This is a genomic window from Aquincola tertiaricarbonis, assembly GCF_023573145.1.
Lineage (GTDB): Bacteria > Pseudomonadota > Gammaproteobacteria > Burkholderiales > Burkholderiaceae_C > Aquincola > Aquincola tertiaricarbonis_B.
The window spans coordinates 524976-547135 of the sequence record NZ_CP097635.1; the positions used below are offsets into that span (position 1 = coordinate 524976).

At 68.4% G+C, this 22160-nt stretch carries 23 protein-coding genes; 10 read left to right on the plus strand and 13 right to left on the minus strand.

Going from position 1 to position 22160, the window contains the following annotated elements; translation table 11 throughout:
• Nucleotides 1-13: 13 nt before the first annotated feature.
• Nucleotides 14-670: a TetR/AcrR family transcriptional regulator gene (locus MW290_RS02350; protein ID WP_250195717.1), complete on the plus strand. Its 657-nt coding sequence runs from the start codon at nt 14-16 to the stop codon at nt 668-670.
• An 18-nt stretch (nt 671-688) separates the two neighbouring features.
• On the opposite strand, the gene MW290_RS02355 is transcribed toward MW290_RS02350, so the two are convergent.
• A complete protein-coding gene (locus tag MW290_RS02355) occupies nt 689-1054 on the minus strand; it encodes a DUF2845 domain-containing protein (protein WP_250195718.1) in 366 nt (121 codons plus the stop codon).
• The gene (locus tag MW290_RS02360; protein WP_250195719.1) at nt 1054-1893 is read right to left on the minus strand and encodes a PPK2 family polyphosphate kinase; all 840 of its coding nucleotides are present in this window, start codon (nt 1891-1893) and stop codon (nt 1054-1056) included. Before MW290_RS02360 ends, MW290_RS02355 begins: the two co-directional genes overlap by 1 nt.
• A gap of 128 nt (nt 1894-2021) precedes the next feature.
• On the opposite strand from MW290_RS02360, the gene MW290_RS02365 reads away from it, so the two are divergent.
• Both MW290_RS02365 and MW290_RS02370 read left to right on the plus strand, forming a co-directional pair.
• Entirely contained in the window at nt 2022-2996 is a 975-nt protein-coding gene (locus tag MW290_RS02365; protein WP_250195720.1) for a Bug family tripartite tricarboxylate transporter substrate binding protein, read from the plus strand.
• Nucleotides 2993-3784, plus strand: coding sequence for an alpha/beta fold hydrolase (locus MW290_RS02370; protein ID WP_250195721.1), 792 nt, complete (start codon nt 2993-2995; stop codon nt 3782-3784). Before MW290_RS02365 ends, MW290_RS02370 begins: the two co-directional genes overlap by 4 nt.
• Before the next feature lie 15 nt (nt 3785-3799).
• Here MW290_RS02370 and MW290_RS02375 read toward each other — a convergent pair whose 3' ends face one another.
• Complete coding sequence (locus MW290_RS02375; RefSeq protein WP_250195722.1) at nt 3800-4870, minus strand: mandelate racemase/muconate lactonizing enzyme family protein; 1071 nt, start codon at nt 4868-4870, stop codon at nt 3800-3802.
• 7 nt (nt 4871-4877) lie between these two features.
• Nucleotides 4878-5852 (minus strand): Bug family tripartite tricarboxylate transporter substrate binding protein, encoded by a 975-nt coding sequence (locus MW290_RS02380; protein WP_250195723.1) that lies wholly within the window; start codon nt 5850-5852, stop codon nt 4878-4880.
• Nucleotides 5853-6033: 181 nt separating this feature from the next.
• On the opposite strand from MW290_RS02380, the gene MW290_RS02385 reads away from it, so the two are divergent.
• From MW290_RS02385 to MW290_RS02405, 5 genes are all read left to right on the plus strand, one after another.
• The gene (locus MW290_RS02385) at nt 6034-7125 is read left to right on the plus strand and encodes a porin (RefSeq protein WP_250195724.1); all 1092 of its coding nucleotides are present in this window, start codon (nt 6034-6036) and stop codon (nt 7123-7125) included.
• Nucleotides 7115-8104 carry a Bug family tripartite tricarboxylate transporter substrate binding protein gene (locus tag MW290_RS02390; protein ID WP_250195725.1) on the plus strand — a complete coding sequence of 330 codons (990 nt, stop codon included), beginning with the start codon at nt 7115-7117 and terminating at the stop codon, nt 8102-8104. Before MW290_RS02385 ends, MW290_RS02390 begins: the two co-directional genes overlap by 11 nt.
• 57 nt (nt 8105-8161) lie before the next feature.
• Complete coding sequence (locus tag MW290_RS02395; protein WP_250195726.1) at nt 8162-9163, plus strand: LysR substrate-binding domain-containing protein; 1002 nt, start codon at nt 8162-8164, stop codon at nt 9161-9163.
• 106 nt (nt 9164-9269) lie between these two features.
• A complete protein-coding gene (locus MW290_RS02400) occupies nt 9270-9842 on the plus strand; it encodes a carboxymuconolactone decarboxylase family protein (protein WP_250195727.1) in 573 nt (190 codons plus the stop codon).
• The gene (locus MW290_RS02405; RefSeq protein ID WP_250195728.1) at nt 9839-10675 is read left to right on the plus strand and encodes an amidohydrolase family protein; all 837 of its coding nucleotides are present in this window, start codon (nt 9839-9841) and stop codon (nt 10673-10675) included. The genes MW290_RS02400 and MW290_RS02405 overlap by 4 nt, the downstream gene beginning before the upstream one ends.
• A 61-nt stretch (nt 10676-10736) precedes the next feature.
• Here MW290_RS02405 and MW290_RS02410 read toward each other — a convergent pair whose 3' ends face one another.
• The 5 genes from MW290_RS02410 to MW290_RS02430 form a co-directional block, all read right to left on the minus strand.
• Nucleotides 10737-11183, minus strand: a complete 447-nt coding sequence (locus tag MW290_RS02410) for a hypothetical protein (RefSeq protein WP_250195729.1) — start codon at nt 11181-11183, stop codon at nt 10737-10739.
• 148 nt (nt 11184-11331) lie between these two features.
• Nucleotides 11332-14028 (minus strand): magnesium-translocating P-type ATPase, encoded by a 2697-nt coding sequence (mgtA, locus tag MW290_RS02415; RefSeq protein WP_250195730.1) that lies wholly within the window; start codon nt 14026-14028, stop codon nt 11332-11334.
• Between the two features lie 182 nt (nt 14029-14210).
• Entirely contained in the window at nt 14211-14651 is a 441-nt protein-coding gene (locus tag MW290_RS02420; protein ID WP_250195731.1) for an addiction module protein, read from the minus strand.
• A 116-nt stretch (nt 14652-14767) separates the two neighbouring features.
• Nucleotides 14768-15199: a TA system VapC family ribonuclease toxin gene (locus tag MW290_RS02425; RefSeq protein WP_250195732.1), complete on the minus strand. Its 432-nt coding sequence runs from the start codon at nt 15197-15199 to the stop codon at nt 14768-14770.
• Entirely contained in the window at nt 15196-15429 is a 234-nt protein-coding gene (locus MW290_RS02430) for a CopG family transcriptional regulator (protein ID WP_250195733.1), read from the minus strand. Before MW290_RS02430 ends, MW290_RS02425 begins: the two co-directional genes overlap by 4 nt.
• Before the next feature lie 257 nt (nt 15430-15686).
• Between MW290_RS02430 and MW290_RS02435 the strand changes: the two genes are divergently transcribed.
• Nucleotides 15687-16019: a helix-turn-helix domain-containing protein gene (locus MW290_RS02435; protein WP_250195734.1), complete on the plus strand. Its 333-nt coding sequence runs from the start codon at nt 15687-15689 to the stop codon at nt 16017-16019.
• A complete protein-coding gene (locus tag MW290_RS02440) occupies nt 16012-17478 on the plus strand; it encodes a HipA domain-containing protein (protein ID WP_250195735.1) in 1467 nt (488 codons plus the stop codon). Before MW290_RS02435 ends, MW290_RS02440 begins: the two co-directional genes overlap by 8 nt.
• 37 nt (nt 17479-17515) lie before the next feature.
• Here MW290_RS02440 and MW290_RS02445 read toward each other — a convergent pair whose 3' ends face one another.
• From MW290_RS02445 to drt5, 4 genes are all read right to left on the minus strand, one after another.
• Nucleotides 17516-18139 (minus strand): glutathione S-transferase family protein, encoded by a 624-nt coding sequence (locus MW290_RS02445; RefSeq protein WP_250195736.1) that lies wholly within the window; start codon nt 18137-18139, stop codon nt 17516-17518.
• A gap of 8 nt (nt 18140-18147) precedes the next feature.
• The gene (locus MW290_RS02450; RefSeq protein ID WP_250195737.1) at nt 18148-19401 is read right to left on the minus strand and encodes a CaiB/BaiF CoA transferase family protein; all 1254 of its coding nucleotides are present in this window, start codon (nt 19399-19401) and stop codon (nt 18148-18150) included.
• 12 nt (nt 19402-19413) lie between these two features.
• The gene (locus MW290_RS02455) at nt 19414-20190 is read right to left on the minus strand and encodes an enoyl-CoA hydratase/isomerase family protein (RefSeq protein ID WP_250195738.1); all 777 of its coding nucleotides are present in this window, start codon (nt 20188-20190) and stop codon (nt 19414-19416) included.
• A gap of 423 nt (nt 20191-20613) precedes the next feature.
• Nucleotides 20614-22098, minus strand: coding sequence for an antiviral reverse transcriptase Drt5 (gene drt5, locus MW290_RS02460; protein WP_310740087.1), 1485 nt, complete (start codon nt 22096-22098; stop codon nt 20614-20616).
• Nucleotides 22099-22160 lie beyond the last annotated feature (62 nt).

A 22160-nucleotide genomic window follows, 5' to 3' on the forward strand; every position in this document is an offset into this window, starting at 1 on the left:
GAAAGAGGGTGTGATGGGAACCAGAACCGAGAACCAGAACGAAGCGCCGCCGGCCAAGCGCAGCTTTCGCGCGCAGATGCACCTGGCGCGGGAAGACGCCATCGTGCAGGTGGTCAACCGGCTGCTGGCCGAGCGCGGCTATGAGGCGATGACGGTGGACGACGTGGCCGCCGAGGTGGGCATTGCCAAGGCCAGCCTGTACCGTCATTTCCCCAGCAAGGAAGACCTGGCCGCTGCCGCCATGGTGCGCATGCTGCAGCGGGCGCTGGCGTTTCTCGACACGCTGGACGACGCCACGGCCGAAGGCGCGCCCACCACGCCGCTGAACAAGCTCAAGGCCGCCACCCGCTGGACGCTGAAGGCCCAGCTGCAGGGGGAGCTGCCTTCACTGCCCAGCCACAACTCGAGCCTGCGCGGCGCGCTGATGCAGAACGAGGATTACGTGAACGGCCTGATGGGCCTGAGCGAGCGGCTGGGCGCGTGGATCGAGGCAGCGCAGGCTGATGGCAGCCTCGACGCGAAGCTGCCGCCGATCGCGGTGCTGTACACGCTGTATGCCCGCGGCTGCGACCCGGTGCTGGGCTTTTTGCAGGGCACCGGCGAGTTCACCGATGCGCAGATCGTCGAGATGGTGATGAGCACCTGCTTCAACGGCCTGGCGGCGCGCTGAGCCCGAGCTTGGGGTGAGCTACCTCATCCGCTCGCCGTCTCGCATCGACTCCACCGACGAATTGCGGAAGCGCACGATGCCCAGGAACTGGCCTTCGCCGCGGTCGTAGGTCCACTCCTCCATCGGCACGCACTGCGGCGTGATCAGCGGCTGCAGCACCTGGCCGGGCACCACCGGCTGCGGCCAGATGAACAGCTCGCGGCTGACGCACACGGCCTCGCGCCAGGCGGGCTCGCCGCATTTGCGCACCACCGACAGCTTGCTCTCGCCCACGTTCACCAGGTGCCCGTTGCAGCGCAAGGCCTGCGCGGCTGCCGGCGCCGCCAGCCCGGCACCCAGCGCAGCCAGGGCCAGGCCGGTCGCGGCCAGGCGGTGGCGCAGCATCACACCACCTTCAGGCCCGCCAGCTCAGGCGGCGCCGGCGGAAAACGCAGGCCCAGCGCACGCAGCCGCGCTTCCAGCACGGTGGCGATGACCAGGTTGCGCTGGGTCTTGGAATCGCTGGGCACCACCATCCACGGCGCCCAGGGCGTGCCGGTGGCGCTGATGGCCGCCGCATAGGCGCGCTGGTAGGCAGCCCATTGCTGGCGCGCCACCAGGTCGGCGGGGTCGAACTTCCAGCGCTTGGCCGGGTCGTCCAGCCGCGCCTGCAGCCGCTCGCGCTGCTCGTCCTTGCTGATGTGCAGCATGAACTTGCAGATGACGGTGCCGGTTTCCGTCAGCGCCCGCTCGAAGTCGTTGATGCGGGCGTAGCGCTGCTGCGTCTCGCGCGCGGAGATGGTCTTGCCCACCACCGGCACCAGCACGTCCTCGTAGTGGCTGCGGTTGAAGACGACGATCTCGCCCTTGGCCGGCAGCGCCCGGTGAATGCGCCATAGCGGCTCGTGCGCGCGCTCGTCGGCGTTGGGCGCCTTCCAGGCCACCGCATGCACGCCCAGTGGGCTCATGCGGCCGAACACGCCGCGCAAGGTGCCGTCCTTGCCGCTGGTGTCGGTGCCCTGCAGCACCACCAGCATGGCAAAGCGCTTGTCGGCGTAGAACAGGTTCTGCAGCTCGTCCAGCTGCACCGCCAGCTGCTCCACACGGCGCTTGTCTTCTTCCTTGTCGCCGCTGCCCAGCCGCTTGTCGGCCGGGTTGACGGCCGACAGCTTGAAGGGCGTGCCGGGGTCGGCATGGATGAGGTCGGAGAACAGCGACAGGGTGCCGGGAACGGGTTTGGCCATGGAGCCCAGTATGCCGAGGCCGGGCACGGCCGGCGACGCCGGGGTCATACCAGCTATGCGCCGCGGCGGCTGGGTGCGGCCGGTGCAGCGCCGCAGAATCGCCGCCAAAGACCACGGAGACGACCGCGATGAACCCCTTGCGCCGACGGGCCAGCCGCCTGCTGCTGGCCACCTTGCTGTGCCCCCTCGCCGCGCAGGCGGCGGGTTTTCCGGACAAGGCGTTGCGGCTGATCGTGCCCTTTCCGGCGGGCGGCGCGGCCGACGTGATGGCCCGTGGCATGGCCCAGCAGCTGGGCGAGGTGCTGGGCCAGCAGGTGATCGTCGACAACCGCGGTGGCGCCGGTGGCGCGCCGGCGGCCGAAGCCGCGGCCAAGGCCCCGGCCGACGGCTACACGCTGTTCTTCGCCACCATGGGCACGCAGGCCATCAACCCGGCGCTGTACCCGCGGCTGCGCTACGACCCGATCAAGGACTTCGCGCCCATCAGCCTGACCCACATCACGCCGCGCGTGCTGGTGGTGGGCCCTTCGGTGCAGGCGCGCAACGTGGCCGAGCTGATCGCGCTGGCCAAGGCCCGACCCGGGGCGCTGAGCTACGGCTCGGCCGGCAACGGCAGCTCCAGCCACCTGTCCGGCGCGCTGTTCGAATCGCTGGCCGGGGTGGACCTGCTGCATGTGCCCTACAAGGGCAGCGCGCCGCTGCTCACCGACGTGCTGGCCGGCCGCGTGGACATGACCTTCGACTCGTACACCGTGTACGAGGAGCACCTGCGCAACGGCAAGGTCAAGGCGCTGGGCGTCACCTCGCTCAAGCGCATGGAGGCGCTGCCGCAGGTACCCACGCTGGCCGAATCGGGCCTGAAGGGCTACGACGTCTCCAACTGGCTGGGTGTGCTGGCACCGGCCGGCACGCCGCCCGAGGTGCTGGCCACGCTGCACCGCGCGCTGGGCAAGGCGATGGCCAACACCGCGCTGCGGCAGCAGCTGGTCAAGCTGGGCATCCAGCCCACCTTCGGCACGACGGCCGAATTCGCGGCGCTGATGCAGGCTGAAATTCCGAAGTGGGCCGAGATCGTCAAGCGCTCGGGCGCCACCAACGAATGAGCGGGCCCGCCCCGCAGCGCCTGCTGCTGCCCACGCCCGACGGCGCCCTCCTGGACGTGTGCGTGGACGGCGCGCCGCAGCAGCCGGCGCTGGTGCTGCTGCCTTCTTCCCTGCGCGATTCGCTGGACTGCGACGAGCTGGCCGCCCAGCTGGCCGGCGCCGGCTGGCAGGTGCTGCGGCCACAGCCGCGGGGCATGGCCGGCAGCCGCGGGCCGATGCAGCACCTGAGCCTGCATCTGCTGGCGGCCGACGTGATGGCGGTGCTGGACGCGCTGCAGATCGAAAGCGCGGTGCTGGCCGGCCATGCCTTCGGCCACTTCGTGGCCCGGGTGGCGGCGATGGACCATCCGCAGCGGGTGCGCGGCGTGGCCCTGCTGGCCGCCGCGGCGCGGTTGTTTCCGCCCGGGCTGACCGCCGCGCTGGACCTGGCGGCCGACGCCCTGCAGCCCGAAGCCGCCCGGCTGCAGGCCTTGCGGCAGGCCTTCTTCGCGCCCGGCAGCGATGCACGGCCGTGGCTGCAGGGCTGGTATCCGCAGTGGCGCACCGCCTACCGCGCCGCGGGCGCGCTGCCCCCGAAAGACCAGTGGTGGCCGCACACCGCCGTGCCCCTGCTCGACCTGCAGGCCGCGCAAGACCCCTGGCGGCCCGCCCACACCCGCGATGAACTGCGGCAGGCGCTGGGCGACGCGGTGCAGGTGGCGGTGATCGAAGGTGCCAGCCATGCGCTGCTGCCCGAGCAGCCGGCCGCGGTGGCCGCCGCGGTGCACCACTGGGCCCGGCGGCTGTAGCGCACGGGCGGCGGCTCAGCCGTTGCGCAGCGCCACGCCGCAGCCCGGCCCGGCCGGCAGCGCCAGGCTGCCTTGCGCCACCGGCAGCGGCTCGAACGGGTCGTCCAGCAGGTGCAGGTGCTCGGCCAGCTCGCAAGCGATAGGCAGCGCGGCCACCGTGCTGGCGGCCTGCAGGCTCATGGCCTGCAGCAGCGCGGGACCGAAGGCCGCACCCACCCGCACGCCCACGCCGCCGGCCTCGCACAGCTTGGCGGCCTGCATGAAGCGGCGCAGGCCACCCAGCTTGGTGACCTTGAGGTTGATCACGTCCACCATGCGCTCACTGACCAGGCGGAACACGTCGTGCACCGTCTGCGCGCTTTCATCGGCTTCCACCGCCACCGGCAGCGTGCGGGTCAGCAGCGCCAGCCCGGCCCAGTCGGCGGCGGGCACCGGCTGCTCGATGAGCGCGATGTCGTGCCGCTCGAAGCGAGCGAAAGCGGACAGCATCTGCTTGGCGCTGTACGACTGATTGGGGTCCAGCGTGAGCATGACGCCCCCACCCACCGCACTGCGCACCTCGGCGATGCGCTGCGCGTCCAGCAGCGTGTCACCGCTGAGCTTGAGCTTGAGCTGGCCGTAGCCCTCAGCGGCCAGCGCCGCGGCCTGGGCCGCCATTTCGGCAGGCGTCTTGATGGCCAGGATGCGCGACTGCGGCAGCCGCGTGTGTAATGCGCCGCCCAGCAGCACATGCACCGGCACGCCCAGGCGCCGCGCCTGCAGGTCGTGCAGTGCCATGTCGACGGCGGCCTTGACGCTGGCCGCGTAGTTCAGCGTGGCATCGATCTCCTCCACCACCTCGGCGATGCTGCCCACCTCGCGCCCCTGCAGGCGCGGCAGCAGGAACTGCAGCGCCGCCTGCGCGCCGCTGCCCTGCGTGGTGATGGCCGGGATGGCATGTGCATAGCCCAGCCCGGTGTGGCCGTCGTCGTCGGTCAGCTGCAGCAGCCAGCCTTCCAGCTGCGGCACCTGGGCGCGGGCGAACTTCCAGCCGGGGTCCTTCAGCCGCTGGGTGCAGGGGGTGATGCGGGCCTGGGCGATACGCATGGCCGGGCTACTCCAGCGTGATGTGGCCCTTGCTGACCACCTCGCGCCACTTGTCCGATTCGGCCTGCATCAGCGCGCGGTACTCGTCGGGCGTGCTGGTCATGGCCACGGCGCCCTGCTCCAGCAGCTGCGCCTTGAAATCGGGCGCGTTCACCGCGGCCACCACCGCGTCGCGGAACTTCTTCTGCACCTCGGCCGGCAGGCCCTTGGGCGCCACCACGCCGTACAGCGTGTCCATCTTCACGCCGGGCAGGCCCAGCTCCTGCGTGGTGGGCACCTGCGGCGCCTGCGGGGCGCGCTGCGCGCCGGCCACGGCCAGGATCTTCAGGCCGCCGCTCTTCACATGCGGCAGCACCGGCAGCAGGTCCACCATCGCAAACTGCACCTCGCCGCCCAGCACCGCGGTGACGGCCGGCGCCGCGCCCTTGTAGGGCACGTGCTGCACGTCGATGCCGGCCTGCTGCTTCAGCAGCTCGAAGCCGATGTGCGGCGTGGTGCCCGGCCCGGCCGAGCTGTAGTTGAACTTGCCCGGAGCGGCCTTGGCGGCCTTGATCAGCTCGGGCAGCGTGGATGCGCCCACGTCCTTGCCGGCCACGATGACCGAGGGGATGCGGGCCACCAGCGTCAGGTACTGCACGTCGGTGGTGGCATAGGGCAGCTTCATCAGGTTGGGCATGCCGGCCAGGGGGCCGGGTGCGATCAACGCGAAGGTGTAGCCATCGGGCGCCGAGCGCACCAGGTCGGTCATGCCGATGGTGCCGCCGGCACCGGCCTTGTTGTCCACCACCACCGTCTGGCCCAGCGCCGTGCCCAGCTGCCGCGCCACCAGGCGCGCAATGGCATCGGTGGGGCCGCCCGCCGAGTACGGCACCACCAGCCGGATGGGCTTGGCCGGCCAGGCCTGGGCCTGCACGGCCGGGGCCACCAGCCAGGCGCCCGCGGCGGCCAGCGCCAGGCAGGCGCTACGTCGGTTCTTCAGCATCGCATGTCTCCTTCTTGGCATGGCGCCAGTGTCCTGGCCCAGGGCGCGTGGGGTAAGCCGGGGCCGGCGCAAATCAGCTATGCCGTGGGTGCAATGCAGCTATGCCGCCGCGCCGGGTGGCTGCAGCCGGCCTCGCTTCCTAGAGTCCGGGCCCACAACAACACCCCGATGGAGACACGTCTTGACTAGACAAGCATCTGCCCTGACCACCCTGGCCCTGGCTGCCCTCACCACGTTGGGCGCCCTGCCCGCAGCGGCGCAGAACTCGCCCGGCACCAGCGTCACCGTGTACGGGCTGATCGACGGCTGCCTGGCCAGCGCCGACCTGGGCAGCGAGCGCCTGAATGCGGTGAGCAGCGGCTGCCTCTACGGCAGCCGGCTGGGCTTCCGCGGCACCGAGGACCTGGGCGGCGGCCTGCAAGCCGCCTTCACGCTGGAGAGCGGCATCACCATCGACAACGGCCAGCTGGCACAGGGCGGGCGCATGTTCGGCCGCAAGGCGCTGGTGTCGTTGTCGGGGCCCTGGGGCACGGTGGAAGCGGGCCGCGACTATGCGCCCGCCTTCTACCTGGTGCAGCCCATCGACCCGATGGCGCTGGGCATCGGCACCGCCAGCAGCAGCCTGTGGACGGGCGCCGCCAGTACCACCTCGGCCCGCAACGACAACGCGGTGAACTACCTGTCGCCCACCTGGGGTGGCGTGTCGCTGCGGCTGCAGGCCACCGCGGGTGAAGGCGGCAGCGGCGGCGCCCGCAAGAGCCAGGGCCTGAACCTGCTGTACCGTAGCGGCGGCACGCTGGCGGGCCTGTCTTACGCCCGGGTGGGCGACGTGGCCGACGACCAGCACGACAGCGCCTTCACGCTGGGCGTGAAGCAGGAGCTGGGGCGCTTCTCGGTGGCGGCGCTGGCGCAATCGGGCGCGTGGGAAGCCTCACGCACCGTGGCAGCGCCGGCCAGCACCAGCAGCGTGTTCAGCCGCAAGTACCGCAGCTGGCTGGTGGGCGGCTCGGTGCGCACCGGCAGCGTTGGCAAGCTGAGCCTGTCCATCAAGCGCTACGACGACCGCACCGTGCGCAACTTCGACTTCACCCAGGTGAGCGTGAACTACGTGCATGCGCTGAGCAAGCGCACCGACCTGTATGCCGGCTGGTCGCGCCTGGGCAACAACAGCCGCACCAGCTACACCGTGTCCGATGCCACCGGCGCCTATGGCCCGGTGCAGGCCGGCGCCAGCACCTCGCTGCTGGCCGCGGGGATCAAGCATGTGTTCTGACCTGCAGCGCCGACGCCTGCTGCAAGGCGCCGCAGCGGCGGCGGGCCTGGCCGCCACAGGCTGGGCCCTGGCCGCCGAGCCCTGGGCGGGCAATACGCTGCGCATCGTGGTGCCGCTGGCGCCGGGTGGCTCGGCCGACGCGATGTGCCGCCTGGTGGGCAACGCGCTGGGCCGGGTGCTGGGCACCACGGTGATCGTGGAGAACAAGCCGGGCGCCGGCGGCGTCACCGGCCTGGCCGAGGTGGTGAAGGCGCGGCCGGATGGCAGCACGCTGGGCTATTCGCTGGCCGGCGCGCTGACGGTGGCGCCGCACATCGCCCGCCACATGCCCTTCGACCCGCTGAAGGACCTGGCCGCGGTGACGCAGGTGGTGGCCGTGCCCGAGGTGCTGGTGGTGCACCCCAAGACCGGCGTGCGCAGCCTGGGCGCGCTGGTGGCCAAGGCCAAGGCCGCGCCGGGGCAGCTCAACTTCGGCTCGGCCGGCAATGCCACCGTGCCGCACCTGGGCGGCGAGCTGCTCAAGCGCGAGGCCGGCATCGACCTGGTGCACGTGCCCTACAAGGGCTCCGGCCCGGCGCTGAACGACCTGCTGGCCGGCCAGGTGGACCTGATGGTGGCCGACGTGACGCTGGTGCGGCCGCACATCGCGGCGGGCCGCCTGCTGGCACTGGCGGTGGCCGGCCCCGCACGCCTGGCCGAGCTGCCCGACGTGCCCACCACGGCCCAGGCCGGCCTGCCCGGCCTGGCCATCAGCAACTGGCACGGCATGGTGGCGCCGGCCGGCACGCCGCCCGAGCTGCTGGCGCGGCTGCAGCAGGCGGTGGCCGAGGCCTTGAAGGCACCCGAAGTGGCCGCCCGGCTGGACCAGGAAGGCGCCGACCCGGTGGCCAGCACGCCGGCGCAGTTCGCGGCCTTCTTGCGGGGCGAGAGCGCGCGCTCGGCGGCGCTGGTCAAGGCCCTGGGTATCCGCTGGGAGTGACCAGGCTGCGGCCGGCGCAAAATCGCCGGCCCCCCTGCCGTACCGCCGCACCTGCCGATGCCCACGCCGCCTTCCACGAACAAGCCCACCGGCATCCAGCTCGACATCGCCGCCGACCTGCACAAGTGGCGGGCCTTCCTGGCCATCGGCGAGCTGGGCAGCCTGACGCGGGCGGCGCTGTTCCTGGACAGCAACCAGTCGTTGCTGAGCCGCCAGCTCAACGCGCTGGAGCGCGAGTGCGGCACGCGCCTGTTCACCCGCACCGGCCGCGGCGTGGAGCTTTCGGAAGTGGGCCGGCGCATCTTTCCGCAGGTCAAGGCGCTGCTGGCCGATGCCCAGCAGCTGGAACGCGAGATCCGCGGAGAGGCGCATGAACTCAGCGGCCGCGTGACGGTGGGCCTGCTGCCGTCCATCGGCTCGCCGCTGGTGGGGCGGCTGTACAAGGAGATGCGCACCCAGCACCCCAAGCTGGGCCTGAAGATCCTGGAAGGCTCCAGCGGGCAGGTGGAAGAGTGGCTGGCCGATGCGCGCATCGACATCGCCATCCTGTACCGCTACGGCGCCAGCCTGCCCGACCATGAAGAGGCCCTGGCCACAGTGGACAGCTACCTGATCGGCCCGCGGGGCGACCGGCTGACCGCCGCCGACGAGCTGCCGCTGACCGCCCTGCACGAGCTGCCCTTCATCCTGCCCAGCGCGCCCAACGGCCTGCGCACCGCGCTGGATGCGATGGCCCGGCAGGCCCACATCACGCTGGTGCCCGCGCTGGAGGCCGACAGCCTGCCGCTGCAGAAGCTGCTGGTGGCGCAGGAACGGCTGTACACCGTGCTGCCGCTGCATGCGGTGTGGCAGGAGCTGCAGGAAGGCCGGCTGCAGGCCGCGCGCCTGGTCAACCCGCCGCTGCAGCGCAGCGTGAGCATGGCGCTGGCGCGGCAAAAAGGCCCGGCCAAGGCCGTGACCGCGGTGGCCGCGCAGATCGTGCGCATCGTCGGCGACATGGCGCGCAGCGGCATGTGGCACTCCAGCCAGCCGACGGCCGGCTTGCCGCCCGCGGCATAGCAGCCATGCCGGACGGGCCGTCGCGCTGGCGCCGGTGTGCCGCTAAGCTCGGCGCTGCCGGCCGCCGCCGGCCCGCCAGTTGTCTAGACAGGAAACACGCCCGCCCATGCCCCGCATCAGCCTGCCCCACCCCGACACGATGACGCCCGAACAGCGGCGGGTGCATGACAGCATCGTCAACGGCCCGCGCGGCCGCATCCAGGGCCCGCTGCGGGCGGCGCTGCACAACCCTGAGCTGGCCGAGCGCTGGTCGGCGCTGGGCGCGCTGCTGCGCTACGGCACGGGTCTCAGCCGCCGGCAGGCGGAGCTTGCCATCCTGGTGACCGGCCGCGCCAGCCAGTCGCCCTTCGAGTGGTACGCACACGAGATCGAGGCCGAGAAGGCCGGCATCGAACGCCCGGTGATCGATGCGCTGCTGCAGCAGCGCCTGCCCGAAGGCCTGGACGAGACCGAGACGGTGATCGTGCAGGTGGCGATGGAACTCAAGCGTCTGCACTCCATCACCGACGACACCTATGCCCGCGCGCTGCGGCTGCTGGGCGAGCGCACGCTGGTGGAGCTGACCGCGCTGGTGGGCTACTACACCATGGTGGCCATGACCTTGAACGCACACGAGATTCCGCTGCCCGAAGGCGTGGCACCGGCCTTTGCGCTGCCGCAGCACGAGGTGCAGGCATGACGGCCACCGCCCCGGCGCTGACGGGCTGGGACTGCCACGCCCACCTCTTCGGCCCCTATGCCCGCTACCCGCTGGCGGCCGACCGCAGCTACACCCCGCCCGAGGCACCGCAGGCCGACTATGCGGCGCTGCTGCAGCGCCTGGGCCTGGGCCATGGCGTGCTGGTGCACCCCAGCGCCTATGGCACCGACCTCTCATTGCTGCTGGAGACGCTGGCCGAACGGCCGGCCTGGCGCGGCGTGATCGTCACCCGCCCCGGCGAGCTGCCCACGCTGCGAGGCCTGCGGGCGCGGGGCGTACGCGCGGCGCGCTTCAGCCACCGCAGCGGCGCGGGCGGCAACTTTGCCGGCAGTGCCAGCCTGGCCGACCTGCAGGCCCTGGCCCCCGCGCTGGCCGATGCCGGCCTGCATGCCGAGCTGTGGACCGACACCGACGCCCTGCCCGCCATCGCCGACACGATCCGCGCGCTGCCGCTGCCGGTGGTCATCGACCACATGGGCGGCTTCGACCTGCAGGCCGGCCCGCAGGCGCCGGGCTTCCAGGCGCTGCGCCAGCTGCTGGCCGAAGGCCGGGTGCATGTGAAGCTGTGCGTCTACCGCAACCTGCCCGGCCAGGCCCTGACGCCCGAGAGCGGCCAGGCCGCCCTGCCCTTCCTGCAGGCCCTGCTGCAGGCCAACCCACAGCAGCTGCTGTGGGGCAGCGACTGGCCCCACCTGCGCGTGCAGCCGGTGCCGGACGCGGCAGCCCTGCTGCAGTGGCTGAAGCACGGCGTGGGCGACGAGGCGCGGCTGCGGGCCATCCTGCAAGACAACCCGCAGCGGCTGTACGGCTGATGTGAACGCAAAAAAGCCGGCGACCAGCGCCGGCTTTCGATGACCTGAGATCAGGTCTGGATTACTTCGTGCCGCCCGTGGTCGGCTGGGTGCCGTTGTTTTCCATGGTGCCGGTGCCACGCGGGTTGGTGTTGCTGTTGTTCGTGGTGCTGCCCATGGTCGTCGTGCTGCCCTTGGTGGACGACATGCCCGACGACGAACCCGAGGTGCTGTTCGTCTGGTAGGTGCCGTTGTTTTCCTTGGTGCCCGTGCCCATCGGGTTGGTATTGCTGTTCATCGTGGTGGGCTTGCCGGCCTTCTCACGCATGGCCTTGCCGTGCTTGTTCTTGTCCATCGCATGGCCGTCGGCCGCGGTCATGCCGTTGGCGGTGTCGGCGTGGGCGCCGCTGCTCAGCTGGTTGTTGGTGGTGCCGGGCACGGCGGTGGCGGAGCCTTGGGCCTGGGCCAGGCCGAAGGTGCCGGCCAAGGCGGCGGCGGCGATGATGCGGGCGATGGTGGGCTTGTTCATGTCTTGCTCCTTCAGTGGTGTGATTCGCACCGACCGTGTATCGATCGGCTTGGGGTCACTCTAGGTCCGGCCCGGTGCGCCACGCGTCGGGCGCCCACGCCGGCGGCTGTAGGACAGCAGCGCCGCCGTGCGTGGGGCAGCCGGCCCCTCACTGCCAGCCGAAGCGCCGGCTGTAAAAGGCCTTCATCGCCTGCGTGAGCCCCATGTAGCCCAGCAGGATGAGCGCCAGGATGGGGAAGTAGGTCCACGGCAGCGCCTGCAGCTTGAAGTAGTGCGCCAGCGGGCCCATGGGCAGGAAGATGCCGATGGCCATGATGATCAGCGTCATCGCCATCAAGGCGCCCCCCGGCCGGCTTTGCAGGAACGGGATGCGGCGGGTGCGGATCATGTGCACCACCAGGGTCTGCGTCATCAGCCCTTCGACGAACCAGCCCGACTGGAACAGCGTCTGGTGCTCGGGCGTGCTGGCCTTGAACACCCAGGCCATCACCATGAAGGTGATGATGTCGAACACCGAGCTCACCGGCCCGAGGAACAGCATGAAGCGACCGATGTCCGCCGGATTCCACTGCTGCGGCTGGGCCACCAGCTCGGGGTCGACGTTGTCGAACGGGATGGCCACCTGCGAGAAGTCGTACAGCAGGTTCTGCACCAGCAGGTGCATCGGCAGCATCGGCAGGAACGGGATGAAGGCGCTGGCCACCAGCACCGAGAACACGTTGCCGAAGTTGGAGCTGGCCGTCATCTTGATGTACTTGAGCATGTTGGCGAAGGTCTTGCGCCCTTCCACCACGCCCTCTTCCAGCACCATCAGGCTCTTTTCCAGCAGGATGATGTCGGCCGCCTCCTTGGCGATGTCCACCGCCGAATCCACCGAGATGCCGATGTCGGCCGCACGCAGGGCCGGCGCATCGTTGATGCCGTCACCCATGAAGCCCACCACATGGCCATTGGCCTTGAGCGTGCGCACGATGCGTTCCTTGTGGGCCGGCGTCAGCTTGGCAAAGATGGCATGCGCCTCCACCGCCTGCGCCAGCTCGGCATCGCTCATGCGCTCCACGTCGGAGCCCAGCACCGTGGCTTCGTCGTGCAGGCCCACCTCGCGGCAGATCTTGGCCGTCACCCGCTCGTTGTCGCCAGTCAGTACCTTCACCTTCACGCCATGGTCGGCCAGGGCCTGCAGCGCCGGCCGGGTGGAAGACTTCGGCGGATCGAGGAAGGCCACGTAGCCGATCAGCGTCAGCCCCGATTCGTCGGCCACGCCGTAGGCCTGCTGCGTGGGCGGCAGGTCCTTGGCGGCCACGGCCACCACGCGCAGGCCGTCGTCGTTGAGCGCGGCCGTCACGCGGCGCACGCGGGCCAGCAGCTCGTCGGTCAGCGGTTCGTCCACGCTGCCGTGGCGGGCCTGCTGGCACACGTCCAGGATCTCTTCCACCGCGCCCTTGCAGATCAGGCGGTGGTGGTCGTCGTTCTCGGCCACCACCACCGACATGCGGCGGCGCTGGAAGTCGAACGGGATCTCGTCCACCTTGCGGAAGTTGGCGGCTGGCGCCAGCGCACGGGCCACCTCGGTGTGCTCCAGCACCGCCACGTCAAGCAGGTTCTTCAGGCCGGTCTGGTAGTGGCTGTTGAGGTAGGCGGCCTCCAGCACCTCGTCCGAGTCATCGCCCCAGATGTCGGTGTGGCGCGAAAGGAAGATGCGGTCCTGCGTCAGCGTGCCGGTCTTGTCGGTGCACAGCACGTCCATCGCACCGAAGTTCTGGATGGCGTCCAGCCGCTTGACGATGACCTTGCGCCGCGACAGCAGCACCGCGCCCTTGGCCAGCGTGGAGGTGACGATCATCGGCAGCATCTCGGGCGTCAGGCCGACGGCGATGGACATGGCGAAGAGGAAAGCCTCGGTCCAGTCGCCCTTGGTGAAGCCGTTGATGAACAGCACCAGCGGCGCCATCACGAACATGAAGCGGATGAGCAGCCAGGCCACCTGGTTGACGCCGGCCTGGAACTGCGTGACCGTGCGGTCGGTGGCGGTGACGCGCTGGGCGAGCGCGCCGAAGTAGGTGGTGCCGCCGGTGCCCACCACCACCGCGGTGGCCGAGCCCGAGACCACGTTGGTGCCCATGAAGACGATGTTCTCCAGGTCCAGCGGGTTGGCCGTGTCGGTGCCACGGTGGGCGGCGAACTTCTCCACCGGTAGCGATTCACCGGTCATCGCCGCCTGCGCGACGAACAAGTCCTTGGCCGACAGCAACCGGCAGTCGGCCGGGATCATGTCGCCGGCCGACAGCAGCAGCACGTCGCCCGGCACCAGCTCGGCGATCGGCAGCTCCACCTTGGCCTGGCGCAGCACGGTGGCGGTGTTGCTGACCATGGCCTTGAGCTGGTCGGCGGCCTTGTTGGACTTGCGCTCCTGCACGAAGCGGATGGCCACCGACAGCACCACCATCGAACCGATGACGGTGGTGGCCTTCATGTCCTCGGTGACGTAGCTGACGATGGCCAGCAGCGTGAGCAGCAGGTCGAAGGGCGTGCGGTAGCAGTGCCACAGGTGCAGCCACCAGGGCGGCGCCTTGTCCTGCTCCACCACGTTGGGGCCGACCCGTTCCCGGATGGCCTCGGCCTGCGAGGCGCTCAGACCGTCGGCCTGCGAACCCAGGCGCGCCAGCAGCGCGGCAGGCGGTTCAGTGGCGGCACGGGCCAGCGTCGGGCCCAGTGCGGGCGGCAAGGCCTGGCCGCGGCTGGCCTCGCGCAGGCCTTCCAGCATCAGCAGCCGGCGGAAGTGGCGGCCGATGCCGCGCGAATGGATGAAGCCCGCAAAGAGCGCTTGAAGGGTGGCGATGGCCATGGTCTGCTCCCTCGGCCGCCGCCCATCCCACCAAGGCACAGGCGCGGCCATCCACGGCCCTGCGTGGGGCCGAGGTTGATTGATCAGTCAGCGCGGAATGCGGAACCCGGCCCAGGGCTGGGCCGGAAGTGCCGCCTTCCGCCGGATGAAGGTCCGGCGAAGGCGGCGCAGCGCGTCAGGCGCTAAGCCACCGTGCCGGACGAGTGCCGCCTGGGCGGGCAACTGTCACTGTCCACGGGTGGTGTTCCGAAGTTGGGGTGCAGGCACTCTAGCGCCGCCGATGCGGCACTGCAACAAAGGTCAGTTGCTGAAGGTTGCGAAAGCCTGTCGGAGAGCTGTCGGTGCTGCGCAGCCGCTGTCCGCATGCCCCTCATCACCCGGCCTTGTGCACCTGAGCAGCTTCTCGGCGGAAAGATGAGCCGTGCGATGGCAGGCTCGAGCGGCACGCCCGCCACCGCACCGGCGTCGAGCTCCTGTTCGCGTTGGTCCGCGACGGCGTCCCAGGTGGCCTCGACGTTGGCGTCCACGTCCAGACTGGCGACGAGCCGATCAAGCAAGCAAGCTCGATCGGCCGGAGACAGACGGAGCACTTCTGCCTGGAGGACTTCAAGGTTGCTTGACATAGGAGCCTCGGTCAGACTGGTTCAGGGCATGGCTTGCCACAGTACCCCGCTCGGAGCCGGCTCGGGGCTCTCTTCCACGCAAAACGTGGCGGCGTTGCCGGCAGGAGGCATCGACGCTACAGCAGGGCCAGCGCAGTCTTGCCAGCGGCCACGACCTCGGTGGCCAACTTGTGGTCCATCGTCGCCAGCTTGCCCTTGTTCGCCCTCGCCAGCGCGAGCAGGTAGCTGTCGGTGACGCGGCTGTGGCTGGAGAGAAGGGCCGGGTCGACCAGGTCGCTTTGGACGAGGCTGATGCTGTCCGGCCAGAAGGCATGGCCAGGCAAACCGCGAATGGCCGACAAGGCGTCCGCTACCGCGCTCGGAGGTCCGGGGCAGTTGGGGTATTTCGGATGCCCGACGATTCGCAGCAGGCCGTTCTCGGTGATGGGGCAGGTTGCGAACGCCTTGTGCCCGACCTTTCCGAACCACTCGTGAACCTCATCGTGCTGAACGTGCGCCGGATCGATGAGCGCAATGAGGACGTTCACATCCAGCAGGTAACGGATCACGGCTGTTCGTCGCGCAGTTGATTGACCAACTCCAGCGTCACCGGCACGGCCGCCTTCCGGCTCGGAAGGAGCGGGATTCCGTTGCGCTCTGTCTTGCTGCCACGCGTGCTGCGGCTCAGCCCCAGACGTGCAAGGCTCGAGATCACTTCTCCGACGCTTTTGTGTTCACGCTCGGCGAGGTGCTTGGCTGCAGCCAGGATGTCGTCATCGATGGCGAGGGTTGTACGCACGGCAGCGCTCCCGAAGATGATGCACAACATCGTACATCACGCATCAGGGACGACGCCCACGCTCGCCGCGGCATAGCGGTGCGTTCCTTCGCTCTTGGGGGCCCGGAGATGCGCCGCTTCTGAATATCGCGTCTTCCTGCGATGCCAGGAATTCTCTCGTCCCGGCGTATGCTCAGCAACCATATTCCTGCTTTCGTAGGAAACCCTGGATCGGCAACGCTGTTTTCCTTAGAATTCCTATGCACACAGGAATCTGCATGAACGTTCCGCTCATCTCCGTCCTCCAGGCCGGCATTGCCATCCGTACGCTGAGGAAGCGGGCGGGCATCCGCATCGACGACTTTGCGTTGACCGCGGGGGTAAGCAAGCAGTTCCTCACTGACCTGGAAAACGGCAAGGCCACCGTGCAGATGGGCAAGGTGCTGGACTTGCTGCAACGCCTGGGTGTCAAGGTCACGATGGAAATGGCCCCTGAAGACACCCTCGACTACCAAAAGCGGTTGATGGCCGCCGAGCAGCGCAAGACCGCTCGCGATGCACAAGGCTCGTCGAGCAAGAGCGACCCCTCTTCAGCCGACGCAGATGACTGAGCCGACCAGCGCGCTGCCGAAAGAAGGCCGCAGACTCAACATCTTCGTCAACCAAAGGAAGGTAGGAACGCTGCACGAGCACAACGACCTCTGGACGCTGGAGTACCTGCCAGATTGGGCCAACAGCGACAACGGCTTTGACCTGTCGCCGGCGCTTCCTCGCAGTCAACTGCTTCATCAGGACGGTGCGACAACGCGACCGGTGCAGTGGTACTTCGACAATCTCCTGCCAGAGGAAAAGCTGCGAGAACTCATCGCCGCCGACGCCCAATTGCGCAGCGGTGATGACGCGTTCGCCCTGCTCGAATACCTGGGCGCCGAATCCGCAGGGTCATTGACGCTGCTGCCTGTTGGCCAGGCCCTGCCGGATGACGCGGACCTGCAACGCCTTGCCTGCCGCGACCTGAGTCAGCGCATACAAGCGCTGCCTCGTACGGCCTTGACACGACAGGCCCCCAAACGAATGTCTCTGGCCGGTGCACAGCACAAGATGCTGGCGGTCCTCAAAGGGCAGGACGTCTACGAGCCCGTTGGTTCCACGCCGTCGACTCACATCCTCAAGCCGGACCACCCCGAGCAGCAGACCTTCCCCGCCTCGGCCTACCTGGAATGGCTCACGATGACGCTGGCGGCCGAGGCCCAGTTGAAGGTGCCAGCGGTGAGCTTGCTCCGGGTACCGCAGCCCGTCTATGCCATCGAGCGGTTTGACCGGCGCGTAGAGGCCGCCACCTTGTCCCCTGACACTGCCGTAACGCCACCGGTTGTCGAGCGCCTGCACGTCATCGATGCTTGCCAGCTCCTCAACAAGTCCCGCATCTTCAAGTACGGGGTAGGCCCAGAGGTTCTGCATGACATCAGCCAGGCTTGCACCAACCAGTTGACAACGCCCATCACGCTGTTCAGGTGGCTGGTGTTCAACCTGCTCGTGGGCAATGACGACTGCCATTTGAAGAACCTGTCGTTCCTGGTGTCACCGGGGCGCATCGACCCCGCGCCGCATTACGACATGTTGGCCACCGGCGTCTACCACACGCAAGCCATTGCAGAAGAAGCGGGCCACTGGCCCGCCGTGCGACTGGCGATTCGGCTTTCGGAGGAGGTCACTCGCTTTGACCAAGTGAGTCATGAAGCCGTGCTGGCCGCGGCGGTCGCCATGGGCGTGCACCGGTCAGTCGCGCAGCGGAACGCAAGAGATGTGGTCATGCGCACGGTGGGTGCCTTTGATGCCATTTATGCCCGGCACTACCCGAACGAAGCCAGGCTGCTGGAGCAACTGGAGGCGCCGACCACCCCACCAAGTGGCCCTGCGCCCAAGCGAAGGGAACCCCTGGCCAGTGACGTGAGTGAACAGCAGCCCGGCGCTCAGCCCTCCGCCGAAGAAGCCGCCCAGCAACTCACACTCTTGCGTGTGCTGCGGCACATCGTGCTGCCTGAAATGGCTCACCGCATCCTGGGTTAGCGACCGGCCACACCAGCGTGCGCTCAGCCGGCCCGGCTCAATCCCCCAACTCCGGCAGCGTCGCCCGAAACGCTTCCCGCGCCGCGACTTCCGCCTCCCACCCCGCCAACCGCGGCGCCAGCGCCCGCCAGCCCAGGTCGCCGAAGCGAAAGTCCAGATAACCCAGCGCACAAGCCACGGTGATCTGCCCGATGCCCCAAGGCGCCACGGCCAGCGCGCTGCTCTCGTGCTCCAGCAGCGCCAATGTCGCCCGCGTCTTCTGCTCAAACGCCTCCAGCAACGCCGCCAGCGGCAGCTCACGCTCGCGCTCGTTGCGCCACAGGATCAGCGCGTCCAGCAGGCCGTCGCCCAGGGCTTGCCAGCGCAGCGCCTGCCAGCGTTCATCGCCCGCGGACGGAAACAGCCGGCCGCCGCCGGCCAGGGCGTCGAGGTATTCGCAGATCACCGGCGAATCGAACAGCGTGCGGCCGTCGGGCAGCACCAGGGTCGGGATCTTGCTCAGCGGGTTGTCGGCCATGATGGCCGGGTTGGGCTTGAGCATCGCGGCCACCGAGCGCACGCGCTCGATCTGCGGCAGCAGGCCCAGCTCATGGGCGCACACCATCACCTTGCGCACATAAGGCGACTTGGGGGACCAATGCAGCTTCATCTTGGAGGTCATGGCCGCCATCATCCGACAACGCCTTCGCGCCGCAGCGCGGCCACGGCCTCGGCGCCATAGCCCAGGCCGGCCAGGATGTCGTCGCTGTGCTGGCCCAGCAGCGGCGGCGCCGCCGGCACCTGCAGCTGCGCCTCGGCAAAGCGCATCGGGCTGCCCACCTGCGGCACGTCCACGCCCGTCGGGTGCGGCACATGGCGCAGCAGGCCGCGCGCCACCACCTGCGGGTCGCGGAATACCTCGGCCACCGAATTGATGGCGCCGCAGGGCACGCCGGCTGCGTCCAGCGCGGCGATCAGCGCCTCACGCTGCCAGCCGGCAAACGCTTGGCGCAGCATCGGCGCCAGCTCGCCGATGTGGCGCACGCGCTGGGCATTGGTGGCATAGCGTTCGTCGGCTGCCCAGGCGGGCTGGCCCAGCACTTCGCACAGCTTGCGGAACTGGCCGTCGTTGCCCACCACCAAAATCACATCGCCATCGGCGCAGGCGTACACGTCCTGCGGCTGGATGTTGGGGTGGGCATTGCCGTTGCGCCGCGGCACCTTGCCCGAGACCAGATAGTTCATCGCCTGGTTGGCCAGTGCCGCCACCTGCACGTCCAGCATGCCGATGTCGATGGCGTCGCCCCGGCCGGTGCGGTCGCGCCGCGCCAGCGCAGCCAGCACCGCCACCGCCGCGTACATGCCGGTCATCAGGTCGACGATGGGCACGCCCACCTTCTGCGGGCCGCCGCCGGGCAGGCCGTCGCGTTCGCCGGTCACGCTCATCAGTCCGCCCATGGCCTGGATCAGAAAGTCATAGGCCGGCTGGTCGCGGCGCGGGCCGGTCTGGCCGAAGCCGGTGACCGAGCAATAGATCAGCCGCGGGTTGATCGCGCGCAGCGAAGCTTCGTCCAGCCCGTAGCGCGCCAGCGTGCCGGCCTTGTAGTTCTCCAGCACGATGTCGCATTCCATCGCCAGCTCGCGCACGATGCGCTGGCCCTCGGGCTTGTCCAGGCTCAGGGTGATGGAGCGCTTGCCGCGGTTGACGGCCAGGTAGTAGCCGGCTTCCTTCGTGTCGCGGCCCTCGGCGTCTTTCAAGAAGGGCGGGCCCCAGGCGCGGGTGTCGTCGCCGGCGCCGGGCCGTTCCACCTTGATGACCTCGGCGCCCAGGTCGGCCAGGATCTGTCCAGCCCAGGGCGCGGCCAGGATGCGGCTGAGGTCCAGCACCTTCACGTGCGACAGCGGCCCGCTGCGGTCGGGCGTGGCTTGATCTTGACTAGACAAGTGCCTACCCCTTCAGCGGCCGGTGAACACCGGGGCGCGCTTTTCGCGGAAGGCGGCCTGGGCTTCACGGGCGTCGTCAGTCTTGCCGATGGCGGCGGTCATGTCCTGCTCGTAGCGGTAACCGTCGCGCAGGCTCATGTCCTCGATCACGTTCAGCGTGTGCTTGCCCAGGCGGGTGCTCACCGGGCTCTTGCTGGCGATGGTGGCGGCGATCTCCATCGCCGCGGCCATCAGCTCGGCCGGCGGCACGCAGGCTTCCACCACGCCCAGGCGGTACAGCTCGGGCCCCGTCACGCGCACGCCGGTGAGCGCCATGCGCCGCAGGCGCGAATGGCTGAAGAGGCGCATCGCATGGCGGGCGCCGCCCAGCAGGCCCACGTCCACCTCGGGCAGGCCCAGGCTGGCCGTCTCGCTGCACAGCAGGATGTCGCTGGAAGCGGCCATCGCCAGGCCCGAGCCCAGCGCCGCGCCGTTGAGGGCGCACACCACCGGCTTGGCGCATTCGCGGATGGCGTGAAAGCACTCGCGCGTGCGGCGCGAATGGGCCGGCAGGTCGCCGGGGCCCTTGATGTTCTCGGCGCGGCCCTTCAGGTCGGCACCGGCGCAAAACACCTTGCCGGCGCCGGTGAGCACCACGGCGCGCACCTCGTCCAGCTCGCTGATGCGGTCCAGCGCCAGCGTCAGTTCGTCGTTGAGGGTACGCGTCAGCGCATTGACGGGCGGCGCATCCAGGGTCAGGGTGGCCACGTGCGCCTCGATGTGCACACGCAGCTGGGTCAGGTCGTTCATGGGCAAGCGGTCTCCGCGGCTGTGGCCAGCCATGCGGGCAGCTTAGAAGCGCAGCCCGCCGCGGCCCATCCCCGCCGCGGCAGAGCTGTTATGCGGTTTGAGGCTACGCTGAGCCACTGAGTTGCTCGCCGGGTACGTACTTCTGCCGCCAGTGCGCCCGCATGGACGAGCCCAAGGCGGTGACAGCGGCTGCGCACAACCTGGCGCGGTTGCCCTAGACCATGCTGACCCAGGGCGAGGAATACGCCGATCAAGGCTAGGCCTACTACGCAGAACGCCATCGGCAGCGAGCGCTGAACACCTCAATAAGCGCGCGGCATTTGGGCATGAAGCCGGTGCCCACCGAGCGTGCGGCGCAGACGGGTCGAATAACCCCTTACGCGTCAGGCACTTATGGGGAGTTTCTAGAGAGGCGTCACTGTGCTATGCGCGCTTTACGCTCTCAGCGATGATGAGATTTAGCGGCGAGCCCTTCGAGAAGTAGTCCAGTGCGTAGTTGCGCTCAGCCTTTTTTAGCGTTCGTGTGCCGGACGCCGACGCCCACGATAGCCAGTCTGATTGACCCGTCTTCAGGTACTCGCCTCGGATCTCCTTGAGTCCGAAACCTTGCTCAGGAATCTCGAGTACTTTGGCGCGAGCGATTCGGAAGTCTTGCGTTAGTTCGTAGAGCCTCAAGAGCACATCACCATAACAGCCGGCTCCCATCAGGTGGTCCTCAACAAGGCATGCAACCCAAAAGAGTTGATACTCGACGAAGTACGACTCAGTCTTGAGATACTCGAGCAAGACTGCTGAAAGCGCCGGCTTATCTGTGACCGTGGAGCACAGCGCATACATGTGCTTGATCAGGTTTGGGAAGCGCTGGAGCAGAGTGGGAAGGTGGTCAAGGATGTCGTCGCTGTGTGAGCGCAAGAACCCAAGAATGAGGTCGGCGTCAGCCTCTTCCAGAGCGTCGTCTCGCAGAAGACCAAGTAGTGAGGTAACTTGTTCGGCAGATAGGCCAGAAACGATTTCTTCCTCGGTCTCGACAAAATCCACCCCGGACGCTCCTTCGACTTGCTCGACGCCCTCAACGATTTCGATCAGTGACTCGTGAATCTTGGAGAGGGCTTCTTCTACGTTGCCAACAGACTTGTCGAAGTGGGTCTTGCTGGGGTTTACGTTTAGGCCGTACTGGCCAAGCAAGTGCTGGATGCGGAAGAAGTCCTGTCGGAGAACAGACTGATCATTGTCGAAAAGGTTGAAGTCATCCATGAATCGTGTGATCACAGCGGACTTTAAGGTACCCGACAAATCTATAAGTTTGAGAAACTCGTTCCCGATCATCTTCGCGGGATAGATTCCGTGTGGCAGGAAGTCAACGCTGCGTCCTGCATTGATCTCGCGAAAAAACTTACCGACCGCATTGGCGTCTGACTCCGATACGCCAGGACTTGCGGCAAACCAGTGAGCAATGTCGTGGTGATATAGCGTATTGAAGTAAGACGCGATATCAAACTGTAGGCGATGGCCGAAAGCTGCGGCGTGTTCAGCCAAGCTGGCCTTGTACGCCGTGTACGCGGCGTGCACGGGAATGTGAGCGCCATCTTTGAAGCGGTAGCCGAAGCTTTGCCGCGTCGGGCCAACCTGGGGCCGGAAGATTGCCCGATTCCTGTACACCGTGTCGTAGAGAAAGTACTCGGCGACCGGATCAAGCTTGACTGTACGGCGAAGATGCCCTCGCGGCTTCGTCGCGTGAACTCTTTGCTGCGGCAGAAAGTTGTCGCCGGGATGATCGTCTGAGAGCACGCGCGTCCCGATGTATTCGGCAAGCTCAGTCTCGTAATGCTCCAGTACGAGGAGATTCGTCTTCATCGGAAACAGTGTTCCGGGAAAGTCGGCTTTGATGAAGTCTGCTGTTCCTGGCATTGAAACCGCCGCGGTAGTTTTTGGTGACGCCTAACTTTTAAGCTCAGGCGCCTTGCGCGGCT

Coding starts and splice junctions, on each gene's coding strand:
- MW290_RS02350 (WP_250195717.1), top strand. CDS start 14: ATGGGAACCAGAACCGAGAACCAGAACGAAGCGCCGCCGGCCAAGCGC.
- MW290_RS02355 (WP_250195718.1), bottom strand. CDS start 1,054: ATGCTGCGCCACCGCCTGGCCGCGACCGGCCTGGCCCTGGCTGCGCTG.
- MW290_RS02360 (WP_250195719.1), bottom strand. CDS start 1,893: ATGGCCAAACCCGTTCCCGGCACCCTGTCGCTGTTCTCCGACCTCATC.
- MW290_RS02365 (WP_250195720.1), top strand. CDS start 2,022: ATGAACCCCTTGCGCCGACGGGCCAGCCGCCTGCTGCTGGCCACCTTG.
- MW290_RS02370 (WP_250195721.1), top strand. CDS start 2,993: ATGAGCGGGCCCGCCCCGCAGCGCCTGCTGCTGCCCACGCCCGACGGC.
- MW290_RS02375 (WP_250195722.1), bottom strand. CDS start 4,870: ATGCGTATCGCCCAGGCCCGCATCACCCCCTGCACCCAGCGGCTGAAG.
- MW290_RS02380 (WP_250195723.1), bottom strand. CDS start 5,852: ATGCTGAAGAACCGACGTAGCGCCTGCCTGGCGCTGGCCGCCGCGGGC.
- MW290_RS02390 (WP_250195725.1), top strand. CDS start 7,115: ATGTGTTCTGACCTGCAGCGCCGACGCCTGCTGCAAGGCGCCGCAGCG.
- MW290_RS02395 (WP_250195726.1), top strand. CDS start 8,162: ATGCCCACGCCGCCTTCCACGAACAAGCCCACCGGCATCCAGCTCGAC.
- MW290_RS02400 (WP_250195727.1), top strand. CDS start 9,270: ATGCCCCGCATCAGCCTGCCCCACCCCGACACGATGACGCCCGAACAG.
- MW290_RS02405 (WP_250195728.1), top strand. CDS start 9,839: ATGACGGCCACCGCCCCGGCGCTGACGGGCTGGGACTGCCACGCCCAC.
- MW290_RS02410 (WP_250195729.1), bottom strand. CDS start 11,183: ATGAACAAGCCCACCATCGCCCGCATCATCGCCGCCGCCGCCTTGGCC.
- mgtA (WP_250195730.1), bottom strand. CDS start 14,028: ATGGCCATCGCCACCCTTCAAGCGCTCTTTGCGGGCTTCATCCATTCG.
- MW290_RS02420 (WP_250195731.1), bottom strand. CDS start 14,651: ATGTCAAGCAACCTTGAAGTCCTCCAGGCAGAAGTGCTCCGTCTGTCT.
- MW290_RS02435 (WP_250195734.1), top strand. CDS start 15,687: ATGAACGTTCCGCTCATCTCCGTCCTCCAGGCCGGCATTGCCATCCGT.
- MW290_RS02440 (WP_250195735.1), top strand. CDS start 16,012: ATGACTGAGCCGACCAGCGCGCTGCCGAAAGAAGGCCGCAGACTCAAC.
- MW290_RS02445 (WP_250195736.1), bottom strand. CDS start 18,139: ATGACCTCCAAGATGAAGCTGCATTGGTCCCCCAAGTCGCCTTATGTG.
- MW290_RS02455 (WP_250195738.1), bottom strand. CDS start 20,190: ATGAACGACCTGACCCAGCTGCGTGTGCACATCGAGGCGCACGTGGCC.
- drt5 (WP_310740087.1), bottom strand. CDS start 22,098: ATGCCAGGAACAGCAGACTTCATCAAAGCCGACTTTCCCGGAACACTG.